The sequence below is a fragment of the Cohnella pontilimi genome, assembly GCF_005049045.1.
Lineage (GTDB): Bacteria > Bacillota > Bacilli > Paenibacillales > Paenibacillaceae > Cohnella > Cohnella pontilimi.
This window is the reverse complement of sequence record NZ_SUPK01000006.1, coordinates 28,026-51,015: the sequence shown is the minus strand read 5'-3', so window position 1 is coordinate 51,015 and position 22,990 is coordinate 28,026. Positions and strand designations below refer to the sequence as shown.

27 protein-coding genes are annotated in these 22,990 nt (G+C 49.4%); 24 read left to right on the top strand and 3 right to left on the bottom strand.

Translation table 11 applies throughout. The features are described from left to right. Positions 1–110: 110 nt before the first annotated feature. From E5161_RS12845 to E5161_RS12820, 6 genes are all read left to right on the top strand, one after another. The gene (locus E5161_RS12845) at positions 111–2,381 is read left to right on the top strand and encodes a xanthine dehydrogenase family protein molybdopterin-binding subunit (RefSeq protein ID WP_136778503.1); all 2,271 of its coding nucleotides are present in this window, start codon (positions 111–113) and stop codon (positions 2,379–2,381) included. Beyond that, complete coding sequence (locus E5161_RS12840) at positions 2,368–3,198, top strand: FAD binding domain-containing protein (protein WP_136778230.1); 831 nt, start codon at positions 2,368–2,370, stop codon at positions 3,196–3,198. Before E5161_RS12845 ends, E5161_RS12840 begins: the two co-directional genes overlap by 14 nt. A gap of 21 nt (positions 3,199–3,219) precedes the next feature. Continuing rightward, entirely contained in the window at positions 3,220–3,678 is a 459-nt protein-coding gene (locus E5161_RS12835; RefSeq protein ID WP_136778229.1) for a (2Fe-2S)-binding protein, read from the top strand. A gap of 5 nt (positions 3,679–3,683) precedes the next feature. Next, a complete protein-coding gene (locus E5161_RS12830; RefSeq protein WP_136778228.1) occupies positions 3,684–4,616 on the top strand; it encodes an XdhC family protein in 933 nt (310 codons plus the stop codon). A 183-nt stretch (positions 4,617–4,799) separates the two neighbouring features. After that, entirely contained in the window at positions 4,800–5,456 is a 657-nt protein-coding gene (locus E5161_RS12825; RefSeq protein ID WP_136778227.1) for a copper amine oxidase N-terminal domain-containing protein, read from the top strand. 194 nt (positions 5,457–5,650) lie between these two features. After that, positions 5,651–6,529 carry a proline iminopeptidase-family hydrolase gene (locus E5161_RS12820; RefSeq protein ID WP_136778226.1) on the top strand — a complete coding sequence of 293 codons (879 nt, stop codon included), beginning with the start codon at positions 5,651–5,653 and terminating at the stop codon, positions 6,527–6,529. A gap of 68 nt (positions 6,530–6,597) precedes the next feature. On the opposite strand, the gene lepB is transcribed toward E5161_RS12820, so the two are convergent. After that, complete coding sequence (lepB, locus tag E5161_RS12815; protein ID WP_136778225.1) at positions 6,598–7,149, bottom strand: signal peptidase I; 552 nt, start codon at positions 7,147–7,149, stop codon at positions 6,598–6,600. 94 nt (positions 7,150–7,243) lie between these two features. Next, on the bottom strand, positions 7,244–7,627 hold the full coding sequence (locus E5161_RS12810) for a YmaF family protein (protein ID WP_136778224.1): 384 nt from the start codon (positions 7,625–7,627) through the stop codon (positions 7,244–7,246). A 156-nt stretch (positions 7,628–7,783) separates the two neighbouring features. On the opposite strand from E5161_RS12810, the gene E5161_RS12805 reads away from it, so the two are divergent. The 8 genes from E5161_RS12805 to E5161_RS12770 all read left to right on the top strand — a co-directional run bounded on the left by E5161_RS12805 (position 7,784) and on the right by E5161_RS12770 (position 14,573). Then, positions 7,784–8,680: a DUF2935 domain-containing protein gene (locus tag E5161_RS12805; RefSeq protein ID WP_136778223.1), complete on the top strand. Its 897-nt coding sequence runs from the start codon at positions 7,784–7,786 to the stop codon at positions 8,678–8,680. Between the two features lie 133 nt (positions 8,681–8,813). Then, positions 8,814–9,005, top strand: coding sequence for a hypothetical protein (locus tag E5161_RS12800; protein WP_136778222.1), 192 nt, complete (start codon positions 8,814–8,816; stop codon positions 9,003–9,005). Between the two features lie 76 nt (positions 9,006–9,081). Beyond that, positions 9,082–10,137 (top strand): BtaManbiosPhlase, encoded by a 1,056-nt coding sequence (locus tag E5161_RS12795; protein WP_136778221.1) that lies wholly within the window; start codon positions 9,082–9,084, stop codon positions 10,135–10,137. 37 nt (positions 10,138–10,174) lie between these two features. Then, entirely contained in the window at positions 10,175–10,849 is a 675-nt protein-coding gene (locus E5161_RS12790) for a TrkA C-terminal domain-containing protein (protein ID WP_246042218.1), read from the top strand. Between the two features lie 207 nt (positions 10,850–11,056). Beyond that, positions 11,057–11,491 (top strand): TIR domain-containing protein, encoded by a 435-nt coding sequence (locus E5161_RS12785; protein ID WP_136778220.1) that lies wholly within the window; start codon positions 11,057–11,059, stop codon positions 11,489–11,491. A 177-nt stretch (positions 11,492–11,668) separates the two neighbouring features. After that, complete coding sequence (locus E5161_RS12780; protein ID WP_136778219.1) at positions 11,669–12,868, top strand: quaternary amine ABC transporter ATP-binding protein; 1,200 nt, start codon at positions 11,669–11,671, stop codon at positions 12,866–12,868. After that, positions 12,865–13,692, top strand: coding sequence for an ABC transporter permease (locus E5161_RS12775; protein WP_136778218.1), 828 nt, complete (start codon positions 12,865–12,867; stop codon positions 13,690–13,692). Before E5161_RS12780 ends, E5161_RS12775 begins: the two co-directional genes overlap by 4 nt. Positions 13,693–13,709: 17 nt before the next feature. Then, positions 13,710–14,573, top strand: a complete 864-nt coding sequence (locus E5161_RS12770) for a glycine betaine ABC transporter substrate-binding protein (protein WP_246042214.1) — start codon at positions 13,710–13,712, stop codon at positions 14,571–14,573. A gap of 340 nt (positions 14,574–14,913) precedes the next feature. On the opposite strand, the gene E5161_RS12765 is transcribed toward E5161_RS12770, so the two are convergent. After that, positions 14,914–15,261: a cyclic-phosphate processing receiver domain-containing protein gene (locus tag E5161_RS12765; protein ID WP_136778216.1), complete on the bottom strand. Its 348-nt coding sequence runs from the start codon at positions 15,259–15,261 to the stop codon at positions 14,914–14,916. 217 nt (positions 15,262–15,478) lie between these two features. Between E5161_RS12765 and E5161_RS12760 the strand changes: the two genes are divergently transcribed. From E5161_RS12760 to E5161_RS12715, 10 genes are all read left to right on the top strand, one after another. Continuing rightward, complete coding sequence (locus E5161_RS12760) at positions 15,479–15,595, top strand: sporulation protein YjcZ (protein WP_136778215.1); 117 nt, start codon at positions 15,479–15,481, stop codon at positions 15,593–15,595. 234 nt (positions 15,596–15,829) lie between these two features. Beyond that, on the top strand, positions 15,830–16,549 hold the full coding sequence (locus tag E5161_RS12755) for a class I SAM-dependent methyltransferase (protein ID WP_169306685.1): 720 nt from the start codon (positions 15,830–15,832) through the stop codon (positions 16,547–16,549). A gap of 131 nt (positions 16,550–16,680) precedes the next feature. Then, positions 16,681–17,004, top strand: a complete 324-nt coding sequence (locus tag E5161_RS12750; protein ID WP_246042213.1) for a DUF3889 domain-containing protein — start codon at positions 16,681–16,683, stop codon at positions 17,002–17,004. A gap of 199 nt (positions 17,005–17,203) precedes the next feature. Then, positions 17,204–18,172 (top strand): cell wall hydrolase, encoded by a 969-nt coding sequence (locus E5161_RS12745; protein WP_136778213.1) that lies wholly within the window; start codon positions 17,204–17,206, stop codon positions 18,170–18,172. A gap of 120 nt (positions 18,173–18,292) precedes the next feature. Then, the gene (locus tag E5161_RS12740) at positions 18,293–18,682 is read left to right on the top strand and encodes a VOC family protein (RefSeq protein ID WP_136778212.1); all 390 of its coding nucleotides are present in this window, start codon (positions 18,293–18,295) and stop codon (positions 18,680–18,682) included. 172 nt (positions 18,683–18,854) lie between these two features. Next, the gene (locus E5161_RS12735; protein WP_136778211.1) at positions 18,855–19,268 is read left to right on the top strand and encodes a hypothetical protein; all 414 of its coding nucleotides are present in this window, start codon (positions 18,855–18,857) and stop codon (positions 19,266–19,268) included. A gap of 22 nt (positions 19,269–19,290) precedes the next feature. Further along, positions 19,291–19,839, top strand: a complete 549-nt coding sequence (locus tag E5161_RS12730) for a VanZ family protein (protein ID WP_136778210.1) — start codon at positions 19,291–19,293, stop codon at positions 19,837–19,839. Positions 19,840–20,050: 211 nt separating this feature from the next. Then, the gene (locus tag E5161_RS12725; protein WP_136778500.1) at positions 20,051–21,544 is read left to right on the top strand and encodes a spore germination protein; all 1,494 of its coding nucleotides are present in this window, start codon (positions 20,051–20,053) and stop codon (positions 21,542–21,544) included. Continuing rightward, on the top strand, positions 21,541–22,752 hold the full coding sequence (locus E5161_RS12720; RefSeq protein WP_136778209.1) for a Ger(x)C family spore germination protein: 1,212 nt from the start codon (positions 21,541–21,543) through the stop codon (positions 22,750–22,752). Before E5161_RS12725 ends, E5161_RS12720 begins: the two co-directional genes overlap by 4 nt. Continuing rightward, on the top strand, positions 22,749–22,979 hold the full coding sequence (locus E5161_RS12715; RefSeq protein WP_136778208.1) for a hypothetical protein: 231 nt from the start codon (positions 22,749–22,751) through the stop codon (positions 22,977–22,979). The genes E5161_RS12720 and E5161_RS12715 overlap by 4 nt, the downstream gene beginning before the upstream one ends. The last annotated feature ends 11 nt before the right edge of the window (positions 22,980–22,990 follow it).

Below are 22,990 nucleotides of genomic sequence, written 5' to 3'. Positions count from 1 at the left end.
TTGCCCATATAAATCAGAGATGGAGGAGCGGGACGGGGTGAGAACGATTGAAGGCGATTGGGCGAAGCGTACCCAAGAAGGAGTCGTTCGATAAAGTTACCGGGGTCGCGATGTATACGGCGGACAAAGTTGAAGCACGAATGCTGCATGCGAGACTCGCCCTCAGCCCCTACGCGCATGCACGTATATTGAGTGTGGATACGTCTGAAGCGAAGCAGGTGCAGGGGGTCAAGACGATTTTGACCGGTGATGTAAGCGATGTATTGATTGGCGAAGAGATCAGAGACCGGCCAATCATCGCGCGAGAAAAGGTTCGTTATTACGGCGAAGTTGTGGCGGTGGCCGTCGCGGATACCGAAGCGGCTGCGAAACGGGCAGCCGAATTGATACGTGTTGAGTATGAGCCATTGCCGGTCGTCAATTCGCCGGTGGATGCATTAAGGCAAGACGCACCGATTCTGCATGACAAACTGGGTGAATATGAGAATGAAGGGCGCGCCGTTCCGGTTCCCGGTACGAATATTGCAAGCGTGAACCGGCTGCGCAAGGGAGATATCGACAAAGGCTGGAAGGAAAGCGAAATGATCGCCGAGAATACCGTTTGGTTTATGCCCTCGGATCACGCGGCGATGGAAACCCGCAGTGCGACTGCGGAAATTCGGCCGGACGGCTATGTCGTCATCGATACATCCTCTCAAGTTCCTTTTACCGTCAAGAAATATATGGCGAATTATTTCGGTATCGGCTCCGGATGGATCGTCGTTCAAACTCCGCTGGTAGGGGGCGCCTTCGGAGGGAAATCGGCCATTTTTTTGGAGCCTATCGTGTATCTGGCCTCCAAAGCCGTGGGCGGTCGAAAAGTGAAAATCGTCTTAACGAGAGAGGAAGACATGGCGTCGGCCCCGGTGCGCATCGGACTGCATGCGACGGTGAAGCTGGGATCCACACTAGACGGATACATAAAAGCCGCGCATATCACGTATCGGTTTGACGGCGGTGCCTATAACGACAAATCCAGCGATGTGGCGAAAGCGGCAGTTATCGATTGCTCGGGACCTTACGGAATTCCGAATCTGGCATGTGATTGTTTTACCTTATACACGAATCATGGCTTTGCAGCGGCCTTTCGGGGGTACGGTCATTCTGAGCTCACTTTCGCGATGGAAAGAGCCATCGACGCGTTAGCCGACAAACTCGGAATGGATCCATGGGAGCTGCGATTCCGCAATGCCGCGGTTCCCGGAGATACGGCACCGACACGGGATCTCCTGACTCCCAGCAATCTCGGAGACATCAAAACTTGTCTGAATCGTCTAAAAATATTGTCGGAGTGGGAGGGTTGGCAAGTTCGTCAAATCGACGCGTATCGGATTCGTGCCAAGGGCATCAGCTGCTTTTGGAAAAACTCCTCTATGGATACTGACGCCAGCTCCGGAGCCATCATCCTGTTTAACCCCGATGGCAGCATCAACCTGGAGACGGGTGTCGTGGAAATCGGGACGGGTACCAAGACTGTGCTGGCACAAATTTTGGCTGAGAGAATGAGGATGAGCCCGGAGCGAATTCATGTCAAACTTACGGTGGATACGCGAACTACGCCGGAACATTGGAAAACGGTGGCGAGCAGGGGGACGCTGCTGGCCGGACGTGCCGTATTAAAGGCCGCCGACGATGCGATCCGGCAACTGCTGGACATCGCAGCCTGTGTCCTTCGCGCCGATCCGGAGGACCTCGTACTTGAAAATGAAAAGGTATTCGTGCGGGCTGATCCGAGCGTGAACATTGAGGTAAGAGAGATTTGTTACGGATACGTTTATCCGAACGGAAATGCGATCGGCGGGCAGATTATCGGACGGGGACATTACATTCAGAGAAGAATGAATCCGTTGAACCCGGTGACCGGAGAGGGCACACCTGGACCGGAATGGAATGTCGGGGCTCAAGCGGTGGAGATTGAGATGGATACCCGCGATTGCTCTTACCGGCTCATGAAGGCGATTTCCGTCAATGATGCGGGCAAGGTGCTGAATCCCGAAGGTGCGCGCGGCCAAGTGATGGGCGCGATGGCCATGGGGCTCAGTTTCGCGAATCGAGAAGGATTTGACTATAACGAACAAGGGATGGTGCTCAACCCTACGCTGCGGGATTTTAGTGTGCTCCGTTACGACGAAAACCCGTCCTATATCGTGGAATTCATAGAAACTCCTTGCCTGGACGCGCCTTACGGAGCCCGCGCATTAGGTGAACATGGGATGATCGGCATGCCGGCGGCGCTGGCGGACGCGTTGTCGCGAGCAGCGGGAGTGAGACTGAATCAGCTTCCTCTCTATCCGGAAACGGTATGGAGAGCACGAATGGGGTATTCCCATGTTTTCTTATAATTTCGATTATTACCGGCCTGCTTCGATCCGTGAGGCTGCCGGCTTGTTTCAACGTTTGGACGCTCAAGGAAAGAGGCCGATGTATTGGTCGGGAGGAACGGAAATCATTACGCTTGGGAGAGTAAACCTCGTCTATACGGAAGCTGTGATTGATTTGAAGCATATTCCGGAATGCCGTGCCCTTGCCGTCAACGATCAAAGCTTGATCGTTGGTTCCGCTCTGACTCTCTCCGAGCTTTACGATTCTCGCGTATTTCCCCTGCTGGGAGAAACGGGGTCAGGCGTAGCCGATCGTACCTCCCGCAACAAGATTACATTGGGAGGCAATATTTGCAGCCAGTTCATTTACAAAGAGGCGGTTCTGCCTCTGCTGCTCACGGACAGCGATCTGGTGATTGCAGGGCCGTCCGGTGCCCGCCGGATCCCCATCGGTCAAATCTTTAACGGTACTCTTCGACTGGGCAGCGGAGAGTTTCTCGTACAATCCGTGACCGATTCGCAATATTTGACGATGCCCCATTTCTCCATCAAGAAAAGAAAAGTGGCCGCAATCGATTACCCGGTTGTGACGACTGCCGCTATCCGAACCAACTCGGGAATCCGGCTCGCTTTCAGCGGCCTGTGTGCCTTTCCATTCCGCTCCGCTGCGCTGGAACGTCTGCTGAACGAAAGCAAATTACCGGTTGCGGAAAGGGTGGGACTGGCGGCAAGCCAGCTGCCGGCTCCCATTCTGAGCGATATGAAAGCTTCGGCGGCATACCGGGAAATCGTCTGGAAAAATGTGCTGATCGATATTTTAACCACCCTCGGCGAGTAGCGATGGGAGGAGTCGGCGAAATTGAGAATCGAGTTGTTGTTGAATGGCGAGAAGCACTTGGTGGAAGTCCAGCCGCCGGAGCTTCTTCTCGACGTGTTAAGGGAAACTTTCGGTTTAACCGGAGCCAAGCCGGGATGTCGAAACGGAGATTGCGGAACCTGCACGGTTACGGTAAACGGGTGGCCGATGAAATCTTGCCTTATGCTGGCAGCCGAAGCATCCGGTCAAGCGGTGGTCACTGTCGAAGGGTTGGGAGACGCCGATATCCAGCAAGCTTTCGTTGATAAATTTGCCTTTCAATGCGGATATTGTACGCCCGGATTTATTATGAATATCCATGCGCTTAGCAGTAAACATCCGCAAGCCGATGAGGCGACCATCCGCGATTGGCTGCAGTCTAATATTTGCCGCTGCACCGGATACGAAGAAATTCGGCAAGCTGTCGTGTCTGTACTCGAAGGGAAGGTAAAGGGGATGTAATCGGGATGGATTCCATACACGCCGTTTTGCAGGCTATCGAGCAATCGGAAGAATACTGCGTACTGGCGAGTATTGTCCGGGTTGTAGGTTCATCTTACCGGAAGGAAGGAACCGCTGCTCTCTACATGGAGAGCGGAAAGCGGGTCGGCATGCTTACCGCAGGCTGTTTAGAGGAAGATCTGGCGTTGCGGGCTCGTGAAATGTATGGGACGAATGCACCGAAACTGATCAAATACGACCTGAGTGCGGAAACGGAAACCGAATGGGGAAGAGGTTTCGGCTGCAACGGAGAAATCCATATTTTGCTGGAACCGATTGACGACAAGCAGAGACAAGCGCTGAAGGAAATCAAGATTATTTTGGAGCAAGGGAAATCGGTAAACGTTGTGAAGGCGGTAGAAGGGGAGACCTACATCCATACCTATCAACCCAAACCAAGACTGATTCTCCTTGGTGCGGGACAGGACGCCAGACCGGTCTCCAAGCTGGCTGCGAGACTCGGCTTCTACGTTATTGTCTGGGACTGGCGTCCGAGTTTTTGCGCATACGAATATTTTCCTGATGCAGATCAGCGATGGGTAGGCGCACCAGAGGAAGTGATTCCTGGGCTCCATCTGCGGCAGGACGATTGTGTTGTGCTGATGACGCACGATTTTCAGAAAGACAGGGAGCTTCTCGCTTTGGTACGGGATACTGAACTCCTTTATTTGGGTGTCTTAGGTCCAAAAGCTCGCACATCAAGGTTGGTACTCGAGGAAGCATTGCTTGAAAGAATCCATTCTCCCGTCGGACTTCCGATTGGCGCGGAAGGGCCCGAAGAGATCGCAGTCAGTATTGCAGCTGACTTAATCCTCCATGTTAGGCGCGGAACGAAATGCCAAAAAAACGAAGAAGGCTCATTCCTCCAACATTATTTAGACGTCGACTTCTGGAAGTAGTTGCTAATCCATATAAACGATGTATAAGAGCTTAGTCTGCCTACTAGGTAGCAGCCGTGGATAGCCTTGTCTCCGGAAATAACCGCTGTTTATCAACAACCTTTTGAGACTTTAAGTCGTCTAAACCATTGAAAGGATCAAAAACGTACGATTTTATCGTACATGTGAGGAGGCAACACGAACATGCAAAAGAAATGGGTACCGCTCATTGTGTCTGTCGTTGCTGCTAGTGCCATTGTCATTGCCAGTACTTCATTCGCTTCAAGTCCCATCAAGCTGGTTGTAAACGGAAAAACGATCGCTACTGATGTCCCGCCTCAAATCATCAAAAACCGTACCATGGTGCCGATTCGCTCGGCCGGAGAAGCTTTGGGTGCCAAAGTAGGCTGGAATCAAGAAACGAGAACCGTCACGATAGATCGGCCGAACTCAGGTTCCGATCAGCGTCAAATCGAGCTTTTGAATCAGTGGGTAGCCGCTAAATCCCCTGAGGGAGCCGTTCAGACTTGGGCTGAGGCGATCAAGAACCGGAACGGGGCGGTGCAATTTGCCATGCTGGCGCCGGACCTGCAGAAAAAGACACGCAAGCAATTCGAGTCATTGAATTGGGTAACAGGAGTTTCCAGCCCCTGGGTAGACAGCTTTACGGTGTCCAACGATGGTAAAACCGGTCAAGATCAATTGTCCTATAGTGTATTGTTCAAGCTCGCGACTTCAACGGGAAGCGCTGGCGAAGGGACATTAAAAGCAACCGTCCGAAAATCGGACGATACATGGAGCCTGATCGGGATTCAACCGGGTAAAGGCGGAGAAAGCTTGGGCATCACGGTGCTTCCGTAATAAGCAAGAGAGTTTTTACAAAGAAGAAGGCTGCTTCGGCAGCCTTCTTCTTTGTAAATCCAGCCGGGTTCCGATGGATGATCTCCATTATCTTGGCTTACGAGAGGAAAATGATGCGCTTAGCCGAATGAATAGGAGGGCAAAATGTAAGAGTTACTCATCAGATAGCGGTATGTGGAACGGGGGAAGTCCAAGTGAGAAATCAAGAAGGTTTCATAGAAGTGCCCGGCGGCAAGGTGTGGTACAGCAAAATGGGGGAGGGAGACAGAACTCCTCTGCTGGTGCTGCATGGAGGACCCGGAAATACGCACGATCCGCTCAAAGCGGCATTGGGTGTGTTGGCGAGCGACAGACCCGTCATTTTTTACGATCAGCTTGGTTCAGGAAATTCCAACAGACCTCATGACCGCTCCTTATGGAAGCTGGAGAGATTTGTGGAAGAACTGGCGTGTGTGCGTGAAGCGCTGAATCTAAATCCGGTTCACATTTTGGGCCATTCTTGGGGGACGATGCTGGCCGCTTCCTATCTCGTTGATCGCAAACCTGCCGGTGTGAACAGTATCATTTTTTCCAGCCCCTGCCTCGACGCCGAACGGTGGAAGCAAGATGCGGATCGTTTGCTCGCGCAGCTGCCCGCCGATGTTCAGCAGACCATCCAAAAACATCAGGAAAACGGAACAACGAGTTCGGAAAAGTACCGGGAGGCCATGCAGGTATTTGAGAGACAGCATGTTTGCCGCCTCGACCCCAGGCCGTCAGTCTTGTCCGTAAGCCGACAGAAGGCGAATCACAGCGTGTACCTTACGATGTGGGGACCATCCGAATTCTATCCAACGGGGAATTTGAAAACGTACAATGTCACGCCAGACTTGTCTGCAATAGCATTGCCGGCGCTTTTCCTGTGCGGCCGCTACGACGAAGCCACTCCGGAATCGACCCAATATTATCAGTCTCTAGTCCCCGGCGCCGAAATGTGCGTTTTCGAAAACAGCTCGCACTTGAGTTACTTGGAAGAAACGGATGCCTACATATCGGTCGTTCGGTCGTTTCTGGGTCAAGTAGAGGGTCGTTAATTCCTGTCCGAAACATAGAAGGCCGGCTCATCTTGAGCCGGCCTGTTGTTATCGTTTATTTCGTTTTTTTACGGAATTATCTTTTTGCCGAGCACGTGGTCCAGAGGAATATAGCCAATATCACGACTATCTTCACTGTTATTCCGGTTGTCCCCCATCACAAAAATATGGTCGGCCGGTACGATCCATTTCTTATCCGACTCAAAGAACATCATTTCCTTTACATACGGCTCATTGACTTCTTCGCCGTTGCGATACACATGGTGATTTTTAAACTCCAGAATGTCACCCGGTTTTCCGACGACCCTTTTGATATAAAACACGTGATCCGTCGTATTGCGAAAAAGCTGAATCAGCGGATTTTCCAATACGTCATCTTTCAACCCGCGATTTCGATCTACTCTGCTATCTATTATAACAATGTCGCCATATTCAGGGAGGTAAGAGAAGGTGTGGGGGAGCTTCGAAACGTAAACCCGCTCGCTGTCATGTAAAGTCGGATCCATAGAGTGGCCGTCCACCTGATAGGGCTGAACAATAAAGATGCCTACAACGGAAGCAACGACGAATGCAATGGCGAGAGTGGAAGCCCAACTCCATATTTTTTTTACTACATTCATAACAAGTGTCCTCCGGCGTTGCTTTTCCCAAATTATATCATGAAAAACGCCTCTACACATTCCGTATGTGCAGAGGCGATTCTATTGGGAAAGACTAGAACTCTTCATCACTTGTTTTACCGCTGTAAGCATGGGAGTGAGGGGTTCTTCCATTCACGGTGGTGAATCCCTCGAACAAGTGATAATGCCCTCCGCCTGGAAGGGGAATCTCATCGCCGGTGGTACCGCAAATTTCGTGGGTGTGACCGTCATCGAAGGAAGTAACGGTACGATATTCGTGCACATGTGGAACGCCTGTCGGCGCTGGAGCTGTGGTTCCGGCGTATCGATGAGAATGGCCGACATCAAATGAAGTCACTCCGGCAAATTCGTGTACATGTACCGGCCTTCCATCCCAAGAGGTGATATACAGCTGGTGCGAATGCTGCCCATCCGCATCTTCAGAGTGAACGATAAACCCGGAAACAGGGATTTTCATAGCGCATCTCCTTTTCATCGAAATTTCTCAAGGTTAAGTTATGAGTGTTAAGTGTAAATATGCCGTTCATACAAGCTACAAAATATTCCCTTTCGAATATGGATTAGCCCTCCGTTCATATGCTCATTGGAGAAGTAGATATCGGGAGGGGAAGCCGTGTACCAACAAAATGCAGGACAAGGGCAATATGTGTTGGATCCCCAAAGAGCGCTTTTGCTGCCGCCTGAATTAAAAGCGGCACCGATCGAATCTTTAACGGAGCAATTGTTCATCGAACGGTCTCTCACGGAGAATCGGTTTTGGCTGCGGATCATGAAGGAGCACTCTTTCTTTTTGTGCGAGGGGTTCAGCAAAGATGACATCGGATTAATTCAGGAAGCGAACCGATTTTTCCATTACTTTGATCAATTGTTGCAGCGATCTCACACCATACCCGCAACCGTGCAGGCCGTTCGAGCGCTTAATGATGAGAGTATTCAGGCCGTTTCGGCACTTCGCAATTTTAAACGCAACCTCCTCATCCTGATCATTAATTGCAAGATTAAAGGTTTTAATTTTCCCTTGTTAGTGGACCACATTGCGAGAGAAGCGGAATACTTTGTTCGAAACCTAATGAAGTTTAATCAAGGCATCATGGAACCGATCCAAGACGCTATTATCAGCGAAAATGTATTTTGGCTGCGGATCATGATGGAGCATTCCCGTTTTATCGGATCGCTGCTGGATCAATCCGAGCGGAACTTGGTGCACCAGGCATTAAAGTTCGGAGATGATTTCGAGATCTTGCTTGGTCAAGCACGGGATGTTGAATCGATGCTTTATAATAAGCAGCCAACGTATCCGATTATTTCCAAGATGAATAAAGACAGCGAAAATGCTACGGTTGAGTTACGGAATTTCAAGCGTGCTGGACTTGAATTCATTCGAACATGCCAGATTCGCAGCGTGATCGATCCGTTATTAGCGGATCACGTTGTGCGAGAGGCGGAACACTTTCTCATGATCATTCAGATTTTGCAGCAGCGATTGGCTGCGAAACAAATGGAAACCTGAGTTTCGGCTTGAGAACTCCCTGATGGCTGATGGGGAGTTCTTTTTTGATATATTCCGCAGACTCCCCGTCGCAAGCGTTGGACAGCCTTCATACATTAATCGTATAAGCGATGAAATATATATGGAGGAATTGATGATGGAAAGAGAAAAGTTCAACCATATGATGGACTCATTTCGGGATCGATTGTTCGACATCATTCATCTCGAGGACAAAAGCAAACTGGGCACTCACATTCAAGAGACGGCGGCAGATATGCTCAAATATTTCAATCTTCCCTATGACGAGAAAGCGATAAAGAATTGGTGGCAGAAATTCCAAAAATAAAAAAGGGGCTTGAACGGGACGTCAGGCGGGTGATGGATATAGAGTAGAAAGTTTAAACGAAGGAGCCTGTAAAACCATGAACATATATCGTTATGAAGAGAATCCGCTGATTACCCCGGAGGATGTGAAACCGTTCCACGAAGGATTTGAAGTGATCGGCGCGTTTAACGCAGGAATCGCCAAATACAAGGACGAAATCCTGATGCTGCTGCGCGTTGCGGAGCGCCCAAGAAGCGAGCAGCCCAATATCGTCAAGGCGCCGATCTACAATCCGGCTACGCAAGCTGTCGATTTGGTGGAATTTAGAACGGACGATGTACGCTACGACTTTTCCGATCCCCGTGTTATCCGGGATGTCACCCAAAGCGCCGGATTTGCCTATTTGACTTCGCTGTCCTACATACGGATCGCCCGCAGCAAGGACGGACGCCGTTTCACGATCGACGACAAGCCGTTCGTCTATCCTTCCAATCCATTGGAGGCGTTCGGGGTCGAAGACCCGAGGGTGACGCAAATCGGGGACACCTACTATATTTATTTCTCGGTGGTATCGCCTGTCGGAATCGGGGAATCGATGGTTTCGACCCAAGATTTTGTGAAAGTTACCCATCACGGCATGATTTTCTGTCCTGACAATAAAGATGTGCTGATCTTCCCCGAAAAGATTAACGGCAAATATTACGCTCTCCACCGCCCGACGGTCAAAAGCATCGGTTCGCCGGAAATATGGATCGCCGAATCGGACAACCTGCTGCACTGGGGCAATCATAAGCATCTTCTCGGTCTGAGGGAAGGCATGTGGGACGGGGGCAGAATCGGAGGAGGAGCGGTTCCTTTCCGGACGGACAAAGGCTGGCTGGAGCTGTATCACGGGGCGACCAAGGAACACCGGTACTGTATGGGGGCTGTCCTGCTGGACTTGAACGATCCGTCCAATGTGCTTGCCCGCTCGGGCAAGCCGATTCTTGAGCCGGATGCGGGATATGAAAAGAACGGCTTTTTCGGCGACGTCGTGTTTTCCTGCGGAGCGCTCGTCGAAGGGGATGTGGTGAAAATATATTACGGCGTTGCGGACACTTCCATGGCTTGTGCGGAGCTTAGTCTTCAGGAGATTATGGACGGCTTGATCTAGGTCTAAACCGGAGTTTACATTCATTGTAGAAAAGCGTATGCTTGTGTTGCAAAATGCAACTTTATTAGACAAGGGGCAGAATCAACGGATGGCGGATTCGGAAAAGGCAGGGTATAAATCCATTGCACTTGACATCGCCCAAAGAATCGTGAGCGGAGAAATTCCGGTTGGCAGCAAAATTTCCGGACGATCGTTGCTCGCCGGACAATATCATGTTTCCCCGGAAACAATACGGAAGGCCATCGGATTGCTGAAGGAAGAAAACATTGTTTCCGTAACACAGGGAAAAGAAATCACCGTTATATCCAACCGTAATGCTTATGAATATATTACGAAACACAATTATTTGAAATCCGTATACTCTCTAAAGCAGGATTTGCAACTTCTTTTACAAGAGAAACAAAATATTGATCGTAGATTCGAATCCATTCTGACCGAGATAATGGAAGCCTCGGACCGGCTTCAGAATCTAAAGCCATACAATCCTATAGAGTTAAAAATTCATTCCCATTCTCACGTAATCGGAATGACGATTGCCAGTCTCCAATTCTGGCAAAACACAGGAGCAACGATAATAGCGCTTCGCCGAGGGACGAATGTGTCGATTTCACCAGGTCCTCATGTCGTGCTGCTGGAAGATGATGTATTGGTTGTCGTCGGCGAGGAGAAGGCTTTCGAGAAAACGAAGCAATTTATCAATAGACCGAGATGAAAAAATAGAAGCAAACGGGCTGCCAGAGAAGATCTTGGCGGCTCTTCTTCATTTTTATGCATAATTTTACAAACAATTTAATTTCATATTAGGGTTGTTAGTCAGTGGGTGGTGTGATAAATTAAAGATAATAAATTCTTCATATTAACATTTGGGTGGAGCCTGTCATCAAAGGCTCCTTCTGTCTATTTAAGGAGTTAAGAAACAGTGAAATTAACGAATCAGCTCCATCGTCATTACAACTTATATTTAAGCTGTGCATGGAACTACAACAGCATGAATAAAGATTTGCACGATTTATTGGGTGCGAGAGAGGACTTTCGTTATCGTTCGATTTATCTTTCCCCCCAACATGCTGTTTTCCAAACAAATGACGAGAGAAAAATTTACGAGTCCATTAGAAGCAAAATCAAGTTCTGTGATGCGGTGATTATGTTGTGTGGCGTTTATTCCAATTATAGTCGTTGGATCAACAAAGAGATTATTGCGTGTAAAGACGAGTTAAATATTCCGCTCATCGCCGTTCAACGTTTTGATGCAAACCGCACATCTCAAGTGATGAAGGAGAATGCCGATGTCATAGTGAACTGGCAAGCCGATGAGATTATTGCGGCGATCATACAGCACGCAAACAAGAAATAGAATGCGATTTACATTCATTTACAAACAACTTAATAAATAAAATGAAGTTGTCAGAATGATGTTCGTATGTTACTGTACTTATGAATGGCAGAATTTCCGGCCGCACTGCTTCGGTTTGCTATTGGCCCCTAATTTGGGGTCTTTATTATTTTCGTTATAAGGAGGCTACCCCTGTCCATGTCTATTATCGAAGTAAGACAGCTGACCAAAATTTTCGGAAACGAGCCGAACCGAGCGGAACAGCTGCTTAGTCAAGGTTGGTCTAAGGAAAAGATTTACAAAGAAACCAAGATGACGGTAGGTGTGAATAAAGCCAGTTTTTCTATAGAGCAAGGGGAGATATTCGTCATTATGGGTTTATCCGGCAGCGGAAAGTCGACATTGGTCCGCTTATTGAACCGGCTGATTGAGCCGTCCTCCGGCCAAGTTTTGTTCAATGGACGGGACATCGTCCAAATGAGCACCGACGAACTGCGTCAGTTGCGCAGAAAAAAAATCGGGATGGTTTTTCAGAAGTTTGCCCTGTTTCCTCACCGTACGGTGCTCGGCAATGTGGAATACGGACTTGAAATACAAGGGATTGACAAAAAAACGAGAAAAGAGCTTGCGAGGAACGCTCTCGAACTGGTCGGCCTTGAAGGTTGGGAGAATAGTTATCCGGATCAACTGAGCGGCGGTATGCAGCAGAGGGTAGGATTGGCTCGTGGATTGGCCAACGATCCGGATGTTTTGCTGATGGACGAAGCGTTCAGCGCACTCGATCCTCTCATTCGCAAGGATATGCAGCATGAGCTGCTTCTTCTTCAAGCTAGGATGAAAAAGACCATCATCTTCATCACGCATGACCTGGATGAAGCACTGCGTATCGGGGACCGGATTGCCCTCATGAAAGACGGCTCTATTGTACAAATCGGAACGCCGGAACAAATTTTGATCCAGCCGGCGGACAAATATGTGGAACGTTTTGTGGAAGACGTGGATCTGTCCAAAGTGCTTACGGCTGCGCATGTTATGCAGGAGCCAGAAACCATTACTCCTGATAAAGGTCCCCGGGTGGCCCTCCAGTTGATGAGAGACAGCGGGGTTTCCAGTCTCTATGTGACGGATAAAGAGAGGAAGCTTTTGGGTGTGGTGACTGCGGAAAGCGCATCGCTTGCTGTGAAAGAAAACAAATCAATTGGCGAAGTGATGGAAGTTAACGTGCCATGGGTACCGCCGGCTACGGTTCTCCATGAATTATTTGAGGTTATGGCCGAAACCAGAATCCCTGTCGCGGTAGTCGATGAACGAGACAAATTGAGAGGCATCCTGATCAAAGGAGCTGTTCTCTCCGCGCTTGCGGGCAATGCCGTACCGGAAGCAGGTGTGGCTGTATGAGCATACCTAAAATCCCTCTGGGGCATTGGGTTGAAGCATTTGAGGATTGGCTTACCGACCACCTGGGATCGGTGTTCAACTTTATTAGATCCATAATTGGTTCCATGGTCGAAGGAATCGAGACCGGTTTATTGGCTGCTCCTGCGATTGTGCTGATTCTTCTCATTGCTGCTTTGGCCTATAGGATCGGCAAGTGGAGAATGGCACTGTTTGCATTTATCGGGCTGATGTTGATCGATAATCTCGGGTTGTGGGAACCGTCTATGCAGGCGTTGTCCCTGGTACTGACCGCCGCCATTCTTTCCGTTGCTGCCGGAGTGCCGATTGGCATTTTATGCGCGCGAAAAAACGGTGTCCAAAATACGGTTACTCCGGTTTTGGATTTCATGCAGACCATGCCTGCTTTCGTTTATTTGCTGCCTGCGGTTTCCTTTTTTTCGCTTGGCGTAGTCCCGGGTGTTATCGCATCGATCATCTTCGCAATCCCGCCCACCATTCGGCTGACGAATTTGGGCATCCGTCAGGTGCCAGCTGAGCTCGTCGAGGCTGCCGATGCCTTCGGCTCCACCCCGAACCAAAAATTGTTCAAACTGCAGCTTCCGCTTGCTATGCCGACGATCATGGCCGGGATTAACCAGACCATCATGCTGTCGTTATCGATGGTCGTCATTTCCTCCATGATCGGCGCGCAAGGCGTAGGTGCCTTGGTTTACCGTGCCGTTACGCAAGCGAAGACGGGAGTCGGTTTCGAAGCTGGCATCGCAATCGTCATCATGGCGATTCTGCTTGATCGCTTGACGCAAAATGCGTTCAAGAAAAAATAATGCAAGGAGTGTTTTTATTGAGGAAATGGTATTTGCTGTTGTCGATTGTAATGGTGATTGCCGTGTTGGCTGGATGTTCCGGCAACAAGGGCAACAAATCAATTAAACTTGCTTATGTGGCATGGGACTCCGAAATTGCCAGCACCAATGTTGTCAAGGAGGTACTGGAGTCTAAGCTGGGTTACAAGGTGGAAATGCTTCAGGTGGACGCAGGTCCGATGTGGGCGGGCATCGCCGACGGCAGCGCGGATGCGATGGTTGCTGCTTGGCTTCCCAGCACGCATTCGTCTTACTTGGATAAATATAAGTCCAATATCGTCGACCTTGGCCCGAATCTGAACGGCACGAAGATCGGCCTGGCGGTTCCGGCTTATATGGATATCAAGTCCATTGAAGATTTGAACAAGACGGAAACCGCATCTTTGCTCAAAAAACAGTTAATCGGCATCGAGCCCGGCGCAGGAATTATGATGGCCACGGAAAAGGCTATTCAGGAATATGGATTGAAGAGCTATACACTTGTTGAGAGCTCTTCTGCGGCCATGGCTCAAGAACTGCTCAAAGCTTACGATAATAAACAGCCTATCGTGGTTACCGGATGGACGCCCCATTGGATGTTCGCCAAGATGGACTTGAAATACTTAGATGATCCAAAGGGCGTATACGGCGGGGATGAGCAAATTCATACGTTGGTCCGCAAAGGTCTGCAAGAGGACAAGAAGGACGCCTATGCGTTCCTTGACCGGTTCGAGTGGACTCCGGATGATATGGCGAACGTGATGGTGGCGATTCAAGAAGGCAAATCTCCGGAAGATGCGGCCAAGGATTGGGTAAAAGCAAACGCGGACAAAGTGGATCGTTGGGTCAAAAGCACCGATTAAGGTGCCTTGTTCCCTGGTTCTGGATTTAACGAAGAAAGATCAGTCAGCGCTTAGCTGATTGATCTTTCTCTCTTCTTGGCCTGATATTATATTTCAGCGATTTGTGGTCCGGCGCGGCGGCTTTGTCGGGTTCAAGGGGTGAAGGAGGATGAGAGGAGCACGGATCTTTGCCGAACGGAAGGATCTTGTCCGGATCCAAAGGCCCTCTGTAGTTAAGGCCGATATTGAGCTGACCTTCCAGGCTTTTAATGTCCATCGTCCCGAAATGGCTTGTCCTCTGGAAGGCGCGTTCAACGGAATAGGCTCCTTTAACCATTTTCCGATAGTATGCTCCGGGAGATTAAGAAAACTTTCCTTGGCTTCGTCTCAGGTCGGGGGAGATTTCGAACGGTCTGGGACGTATGGAGAGAGACACGTGCTCAGGCTTGTGGCGGTCAAGCAGAAAGTACATTTTTAACGAACCGATGGGATTCGCACTGTGGATGATGATTTCATTGGCAAAGAGCCTTTTGCTCACCATGTATTTCGCCAAATCGTATCCGGTCGGCTGATGATACCCCATGTCGTGGTCCAACGAAAGCACGTCGATTTTATGATGTTTCAGCAGTTTGATACACTGATCCACCGTCCTGACCAAACGAAATCCTTCCGGACAAGGACGTGTGTCGTCCAGAAACACATTCATCATAAGCACAGCCTCACTTGGAATTTAGGTAAGATTCAACACATCATATGACGGATCCTAAAATATTCTTGGACAATGTTGAGGAAGGTTCCACGACTCACGGGACAGGAGCACAATTCGCGCAATTCTGTGCGTTCGTCCTGTCGATTGGAGCCTCCTCGTCGTATGTTAGGGGTGTGATGATAATACATCACTAAACCTATGCAGGTGGTGATATTGAATGGGATTCGTAGGAGGCGGCTTTAGCTGCGGAGGTTTTGGCTGGCTTGGCGGTGCAGCATTCGTGCTTGTTCTCTTTATTCTGCTGGTAATCATTCTGGCAGCTGGAATTATCTAAGTACAAAATCCGAAGAACGTCACGAATAAACGGAACAAAATATCGCCAGACTTCACCGCCTATCCAGGCGGTTCTTTTTTTGCATGTAAACATTTGCGTGTGCAGGAGCGGATTCTTATTCGAAATGTGTGTTCGTACTGGCGGTTCGGATCTCTGTGCATATGTTATGGCTGTATTCACCTAAAGTCATGGGGATTTGCGATTGTTAACAAGCGAATGAAGGATGTGAACGGAATGGAATACATGGACCTGCTCTCGCGTCTTGGGGTGGCTTCCGCGCACCCGGGCGGATTTAAGGCGACGAAACGACTGCTGGAAAAAGCCCTTGAGCCGGGAGAATTGCGAATATTGGAAGTGGGATGCGGCACGGGGAAAACGGCTTGTTATCTTGCGGAAAAAGGTTATCGTGTCACCGCACTGGATCAACATCCGCTCATGCTTGAGAAGGCCAAACGCCGGGCAGAGAAACAAGGGCTCACCGGGATCGAATGGGTGGAGGGAAGCGTTGAGCGGCTCCCTCTCGAAGATCAAACTTTCGATGTTGTCTACGCAGAATCCGTGACGGTTTTTACCGATGTTCCGAAATCTTTGAAGGAATATCATCGGGTATTGAAGCCGAACGGCCGGCTGCTCGACCGTGAAATCGTTTTGTTTGCTGAAATCCCTCAGCCTATTTATGAAGAAATCCTCGATTATTTCAAATTCAATAAAATTTTATCGTTGGATGAGTGGATGGGGTCTCTTCATCAAGCCGGATTCAAGGCCGATCGTCCGTCGCTTGACGATTTCCGCGGCCCTCAATTCGCGGCTGAACACAGCGAATTACAGGAATTGGACCTCACCATGCTGTTCGACCCCGAAATCGGACAAGGAATTATGAAATACGCCGATTTAATGCTGGCGCAGGAATCGTATTTTCGAGTTTGCGATTTTGTTGCTCATAAGTCCGGATAACAGCTCGCCGGCTCGGCCGTCCAAGATCAGCCATATCCGTTGGGGTATGGCTTTCTTGTTGGCTGCGGGCGGTTACCTCATATAGGAGATGGGCAATTTAATTCAAACAACAACTGGAAAGGGTAGAGGGTATGAAACAAAAAACGGTCATGTTATGGATCTGTTGTCTCTCCATTCTGGCCTCCACAGCTTTCGCTCGTCATCCTGAGCCAGAGCCTTCTTACGCAAAATGGGGCAATATGGCGGTGCAAGAAACGATGAAACGATATGGTTTCCCCATCATCGATTATTTGCACGTAGGTCGTACATACATTTCGGCAAGAAAGGCGGAGGAGAAGTTTAAACTATGGCTCAGAAAGCCTGACGGCAAGGAATTCGGCGTCTATGTCACCATCCGCTTCGATCCCGTAACGGATCGCGTCGAAACGATCGGGTTTGAAGAAACGAATCGATAAGCCGGCCGGATTGCTGTGAGGACGAAAACCCGAAAAGATGACGAATCTTTTCGGGCTTTTTTTTTGCAATTATTAAATGAGAATCCTTCTATTCAAATAAGAAATCACTCATATTTAAAATTTTCCTTGTCATTTCTTGTATCATTACAAGCAACCAAGTCAGTAAAAAGATTTATCAACATCGTGAAAACGGAGGGTGATGAAAATCAATTGGCTGACTAAAATTACGGCGGCGACTCTTGCTGTGTTTGTGGCGGTTGGCTCCGGCGCGGCAATGGCGAGCGCGGAACCGGCGTTGTATATCGGCGACGAGCCTGCTGAAATGAGCCAAAGCATATGGCTTGTAGATGGAAAGTCCTATGCCCCGGTAAAGGAATTTTCGGAAATGATGGGATGGGTTGTTGATATTGATGACGGGACAGGCCAGATTACCGTTTCGAACGTTATCGGAGATCAGCTTTCCATTCCAACGGAGCAAACGATAATCCGTTACAACGGGCACACCTATGAAACCTCGGAATCCGTTAAAGTGAAAGATGGAAACGTTTATTATTCCCTTCGCATTCTCGCGGAGTCTATGCACGCAAATGTTGGATGGCGGAAGGAAGAACGAAAGCCCGTCGTGACAGCGGAGCCTGTGCATGTCGTAGAGAGCGGCGAAACCTTATGGGGGATTGCCAAGCAATATCAAACAACCGTGAAAGAATTGCAGCTGCGCAACGGACTAAAGAATGAATCTCTCACGGCGGGTCAGGCCCTGAAAGTGGTTATTCCCGACTTTATGGCAGCCAAGTCAAAGTCGGAAATAGAAGTCAATCAGGCCGATTTGATGCTTCTGGCCAACCTGGTGCAAATCGAAGCGGGGAATGAACCTTACGAGGGGAAACTCGCTGTGGCATGCGTGGTGATGAACCGGGTGGATGATCCCGATTATCCCGATACCGTCAAAGGCGTCATTTACGAGCCGAAGCAATTCTCGCCTGCGGGCAACGGGAAACTGGCCAACGTGAAGCCGTCCAAGGACAGTCTGAAAGCGGCCAAAGCGGCATTGTCCGGCGATAATAACGTTCCCGGCGCTGTCTATTTCTTTAACCCGAAGCTTGAGCCGGCCAAATTAAAGAAAGTGAAAGTGGTAGCCAAAATCGGTAATCATGTTTTTGCCAAATAAACGCGTCGGTCCGGAGTTATTCCGGGCCGGTTTTTTTTGCGCAAAGGCTGCATGAGAGGAGGAATCATTCCAATGAACGTGAATTTATACAAAAGTTGCCTAATGAGGAGGGAATAAGAGATGAGTACGCCGAAATCCGCCATCCCGATGCTGGCCGTACACCAGGCCGACAAAGCCATTGATTTTTACATTAAAGTGTTTGGTGCCGTTGAAGTCACGAGAATGGTCACAGACGACGGAAAAGTTGAACATGCCGAGATAAGAGTGGGGGATGCCCGCATCATGATTGCCGATGAGTTTCCCGGACACAATCGTGCGGCAAAATCGCTGGGCGGCACACCGGTTATCATTTACCTATATGTGGATCGTGTTGACGATGTGGTAGAAAGAGCTGTCCATGAAGGTGCAGCATCTCTTAGGCCCATTCAGGATTTGCCCCATGGAGACCGCGTGGGAAAGATTGAAGATCCCTTCGGTCATGTATGGATGGTTGCTTGCCCTCTTAAATAACAAGACAAAACGCCTCGTTAAATAAAAATGCCGGACGTGAATGAATCGCAGTGAGCCAGAACCTTATGATTCTGGCTTTTTTGGTGCGCCAACACCCGTTTTGAAGAGATTGAAACTAATCCAACATTTGGGAGTTAATATAATAGAGCTTTTAACCGAAAGGGGGCATACTATGAAGCCGCTGTCCATGTTTCTCGTTATGTTTGTTTCGCTAACCGCTTGCAAAACCGAGCAACCCGAGCTGCCGAAACTGGAGTCGATTACATTAGCCGAAGCCTATCCGGGCGATATTTTGGAAGTGGATAAAATCGAGCTCTTGGACGGAAGTTCCGGGGAACGAAAGGTCGTAACAGATCGAGCGAAGATCCAAAGTTGGCTCCGCGAAATAAAAGATATCGTGCTTACCCCTGACGATAATCAAGAGGGAAGAGTCGGATATTTATTCGGTATAGAGCTGTTCGAAGGGGAGGAGAGCAAGTTCGGCTTTATCCCCAATGCCGTCAACGGTGTTAACTACGAATGGAATGACAAGCTGGAATTGAAAATAAAAGCGTTGTTCGAAGAGCAATTCGGAAGGACATTCTAATAAACGGTGAGAGGAGACTTTCATGTATACAACCGAAAATGTGATTTTTCTAGGGGTCGTATCGCTTCCCTTATTGATCGTATTGAATTTGATAAGAAGAAAGTCAGTTTTTTACCACTTGGTTTCGGCTGCCGTGTGGATATATCTAGTTGGCGTGATTGCGGTAACTCTTGCTCCGTTTATCGTCGATAGCCGGGTGATAGAGTCCAACAAACATATGGGCGGTGCGGTTTCTTTTAATTTTATTCCGCTTAAAAGCATCAAAGGCGCTTTTGATCGCTCTTATTTTGGAATGAGAAACTTAATCGGCAATATCCTGCTGCTTCTGCCGTTTGGCGTTTTGGCGGGTTCAAAGCGCAACATTCGAATATATAAAATGGTGCTGATCGGTGTGGCGGCTTCAGTTTTCATAGAGGCGCTGCAGTTTCTGTTGGCATCAAGCTACGTTATTCAGCGGCGATCAGTGGATATCGACGACGTGATCTTAAACAGCTGCGGATACCTGTTCGGCTGTTTGGCCGCGCTTATAGGGAAACGAGCGTTCCTGAAAAAGTCGGTTCTATCCCAGTGACGAGGAGTGGCTGTGACTTTTCATGAAACAATTGCATTTTTTGGATTCTAAAAGGAAAAGATACGGGGGAGGATTGTCGGTGAGAAACAGCTAGGGGGGGGCGAAAATTTTGGGCGGCATCTGGAGATCCATCAAAAAACGGTTCGGCGGTTCTTCGAATCATGCCCAACCATCCGGGAGCCCGGATTCGTCCAAGCAACCGTTATCCTCCATGCTGGACGATAACACCAGCCAATTGAAAGAATCGTTGGGCTGCAGCCCTGATCTGGTCATGAAGGAAGTGCGGCTTCACTATTATCCGAAAGCCAAATTGAAATTGGTCTATATAGCCGGAATGGCGGATGTGGAGCCGCTCCTCGATTCCTTCCTCCTGGAAGCGAGCACCGAGCAGCTGCCCAAGAATCTGGCTGATCAACAACTTCCGGAATATTTGAAGACGACCGTGTTTGCGGCAGGCGACATCCAGGAGATCCGCGATTATGAAACGCTGTTTGCCGTGTTGTTCGCAGGGAGTGCCGTGATTCTCCTGGACGGGTACGACGTCGCCATTGCTGTCGGCACCAAGGGCGGAGAAAAACGCGGCGTGGAAGAGCCGAACACGCAAGTGGTCATCCGCGGTCCGCGCGAAGGTTTCACGGAAACGCTGAATGTGAATACCGCCCTTGTCCGCCGCATTATTCGGGACAATCGGCTTTGGTTGGAAAGCCGAAAAATCGGGACGCGGACCCAAACCGATGTGGCCATCATGTATATCAAAGGACTGGCTGATGAGAAAGTGCTGCAAGAGCTCCGCTGCCGGCTGGACAAAATCGATATTGACGGCATCCTCGAAAGCGGGTATATCGAAGAATTCATTCAGGAAAAAACGCTGACGCCTTTTCCTACCGTTTTTAATACGGAAAGACCGGATACCGTCGCTGGGTCGATCCTGGAAGGACGGGTGGCGATCTTCGTGCAGGGAACGCCGTTCGTATTGATCATACCCGCTTTGTTCGTCCAATTCCTCCAGTCGTCCGAGGATTATTATGAACGCGCGGATTTCGCGACGTTAATCCGATTGCTGCGCTATATCAGTTTCGGCATCGCGCTGCTTGCGCCTTCCGTTTACATAGCGGTTACGACCTATCATCAGGAGCTGCTGCCCACATCGCTATTAATCAGCTTGGCGGGCCAGAGGGAAGGTGTCCCGTTTCCGGCCGTTATTGAGGCTTTGATGATGGAAATCACATTCGAGATTTTGCGGGAGGGGGGACTGAGGATGCCGAAGCCGATCGGCCAATCCGTGTCCATCGTGGGCACATTGGTCATCGGCCAGTCGGCCGTCCAAGCCGGGCTTGTGTCCGCCGCGATGGTCATTGTCGTGTCCCTTACCGCGATTGCCAATTTTGTGATTCCTGCGTTCAATATGGCGATCTCCGTGCGGATGCTGCGCTTTTTTTTAATGATGGTTGCCGCAACAGCAGGTTTGTACGGGCTGTTTACCGGGATGATCGCCGTCGTATTGCACTTATGCAGCTTGAAGTCCTTCGGAGTTCCCTATATGTCGCCGATTGCTCCGATCGATCCCGACAATACGAAGGATTCGCTCATTCGCGCTCCTTGGCGGTCCTTGTTCGCCCGTCCCCGGTCCATTACCCCGCAGAATGTAATCCGTAAGCGGAAAGCTTCCGGATCGGAAGCCGCGGGCGGAAAGAAGCAGCCATGAACGGATTCGCGAAATGCCTGCTTATCCTGCTCATCGTACCGGTCTTAACCAGTTGTTGGAACCGAAGGGAACTGAACGTGTTGGGCATTGCCATCGCGATCGGTATTGACAAATCCGACGGAGAGTATAAGCTTTCCGCCCAAATCGTCAACCCGGGAGAAATATCCGGCAAACCAGGCACGGGCGGCGGCAGTGCACCGATCGTGACCCACCATGCAACCGGAAAAACGATCTTTGAGGCTATTCGGAAATTAACGACGGAAGAACCACGAAGAGTATTCGCCGGTCAAACCCGGATATTGGTATTCGGCGAGGAGTTTGCCAGAGAGGGGATCGCCGAAGCGATGGATATCGTTACGAGGGAGCCCGAGGTATCGGCCAATATCTACATGCTCGTCTCCAGGGGTACAACCGCGGAAAATATATTGAAAGTATTGACCTCGATTGAAAAAGTGCCCGCACTAAGTATCCTGAATTCGATGAAAGCCTCTGAAAAATACTGGGGATCCATCAAGCTGGTCAAATTGGACGACTTGCTTGACACTCTGATGACCGAAGGAATGCAGCCGGCACTGCCGGCCATTGAAATAAAGGGCGATCCTATAGCGGGACAAGCCTTAGATCATACCGACCAATCAGATTTGGCTTCCGTGCTGCATTTTACCGGAATGGCTGTTTTCAAAGAAGATAAATTGGCAGGTTGGCTGGAAGAGGATGAAAGTCGAGCCTATCGCTTCGTCACGGAAAAAGTAAAAAACTCGGTCGTTCAAATTCCCTGTTCGACGGAGGGAGTTACAAGCTTGGAAATGATATGGACGAAAAATAAAATCCGCGGATATATAAAACGTGGCAAACCCTATGTGTCTATTCAGATTCGCGGGGAGGCGAATGTGGGAGAAACTCAATGCCGGGAATCGTTAAAAAAACCGGAGACGATGAAGGAATTGCAAAAAAGGACAAACGATAGCCTGAGGCGGGTAATCGAGAAAACGATCCTTACCGTGCAGGAGCAATACGGCTCGGATATATTCGGTTTCGGTGCGGAGATCCACCGCTCCGATCCGAAGGGATGGAAGAAGTTGGAGGAGCACACTTGGATCAAGGAGTTCGGCAATCTCGATTTTGAAACGCACGTCGATATCCGGATTCGGCATACCGGCATGATTGTGGATCCGGTCGAAGAGTCAACGAGGCGGACACCAAGATGACAGTAGTGGGGATCATCTTAGCCGCGGGTGCCATGTTCTGGATGGACGGTCTTCCGTTGGCCAGACGCTGTTTATGGAAAGATTTTTGGATCTTTCTCACGTTATTGTTGTTCGGAGTTGGGCTTTTGTTGATCCACGCGCTGAAGATCGAAATTGCGAGTCCGGTGTATGCCATTTCCGTTATTTTCAAACCGGTCAATCAATTCATTCGCGGCTTGTTTTCATGAAAGGAGTGTTT

Bases quoted from the DNA above. Each gene is read 5' to 3' on its own strand.
- E5161_RS12845 (WP_136778503.1), top strand. From the start codon at position 111: ATGTATACGGCGGACAAAGTTGAAGCACGAATGCTGCATGCGAGACTC.
- E5161_RS12840 (WP_136778230.1), top strand. From the start codon at position 2,368: ATGTTTTCTTATAATTTCGATTATTACCGGCCTGCTTCGATCCGTGAG.
- E5161_RS12830 (WP_136778228.1), top strand. From the start codon at position 3,684: ATGGATTCCATACACGCCGTTTTGCAGGCTATCGAGCAATCGGAAGAA.
- E5161_RS12825 (WP_136778227.1), top strand. From the start codon at position 4,800: ATGCAAAAGAAATGGGTACCGCTCATTGTGTCTGTCGTTGCTGCTAGT.
- lepB (WP_136778225.1), bottom strand. From the start codon at position 7,149: ATGAATGTAGTAAAAAAAATATGGAGTTGGGCTTCCACTCTCGCCATT.
- E5161_RS12810 (WP_136778224.1), bottom strand. From the start codon at position 7,627: ATGAAAATCCCTGTTTCCGGGTTTATCGTTCACTCTGAAGATGCGGAT.
- E5161_RS12800 (WP_136778222.1), top strand. From the start codon at position 8,814: ATGATGGAAAGAGAAAAGTTCAACCATATGATGGACTCATTTCGGGAT.
- E5161_RS12795 (WP_136778221.1), top strand. From the start codon at position 9,082: ATGAACATATATCGTTATGAAGAGAATCCGCTGATTACCCCGGAGGAT.
- E5161_RS12790 (WP_246042218.1), top strand. From the start codon at position 10,175: ATGCTTGTGTTGCAAAATGCAACTTTATTAGACAAGGGGCAGAATCAA.
- E5161_RS12780 (WP_136778219.1), top strand. From the start codon at position 11,669: ATGTCTATTATCGAAGTAAGACAGCTGACCAAAATTTTCGGAAACGAG.
- E5161_RS12775 (WP_136778218.1), top strand. From the start codon at position 12,865: ATGAGCATACCTAAAATCCCTCTGGGGCATTGGGTTGAAGCATTTGAG.
- E5161_RS12765 (WP_136778216.1), bottom strand. From the start codon at position 15,261: ATGATGAATGTGTTTCTGGACGACACACGTCCTTGTCCGGAAGGATTT.
- E5161_RS12760 (WP_136778215.1), top strand. From the start codon at position 15,479: ATGGGATTCGTAGGAGGCGGCTTTAGCTGCGGAGGTTTTGGCTGGCTT.
- E5161_RS12755 (WP_169306685.1), top strand. From the start codon at position 15,830: ATGGAATACATGGACCTGCTCTCGCGTCTTGGGGTGGCTTCCGCGCAC.
- E5161_RS12750 (WP_246042213.1), top strand. From the start codon at position 16,681: ATGAAACAAAAAACGGTCATGTTATGGATCTGTTGTCTCTCCATTCTG.
- E5161_RS12745 (WP_136778213.1), top strand. From the start codon at position 17,204: ATGAAAATCAATTGGCTGACTAAAATTACGGCGGCGACTCTTGCTGTG.
- E5161_RS12740 (WP_136778212.1), top strand. From the start codon at position 18,293: ATGAGTACGCCGAAATCCGCCATCCCGATGCTGGCCGTACACCAGGCC.
- E5161_RS12735 (WP_136778211.1), top strand. From the start codon at position 18,855: ATGAAGCCGCTGTCCATGTTTCTCGTTATGTTTGTTTCGCTAACCGCT.
- E5161_RS12730 (WP_136778210.1), top strand. From the start codon at position 19,291: ATGTATACAACCGAAAATGTGATTTTTCTAGGGGTCGTATCGCTTCCC.
- E5161_RS12725 (WP_136778500.1), top strand. From the start codon at position 20,051: ATGCTGGACGATAACACCAGCCAATTGAAAGAATCGTTGGGCTGCAGC.
- E5161_RS12720 (WP_136778209.1), top strand. From the start codon at position 21,541: ATGAACGGATTCGCGAAATGCCTGCTTATCCTGCTCATCGTACCGGTC.
- E5161_RS12715 (WP_136778208.1), top strand. From the start codon at position 22,749: ATGACAGTAGTGGGGATCATCTTAGCCGCGGGTGCCATGTTCTGGATG.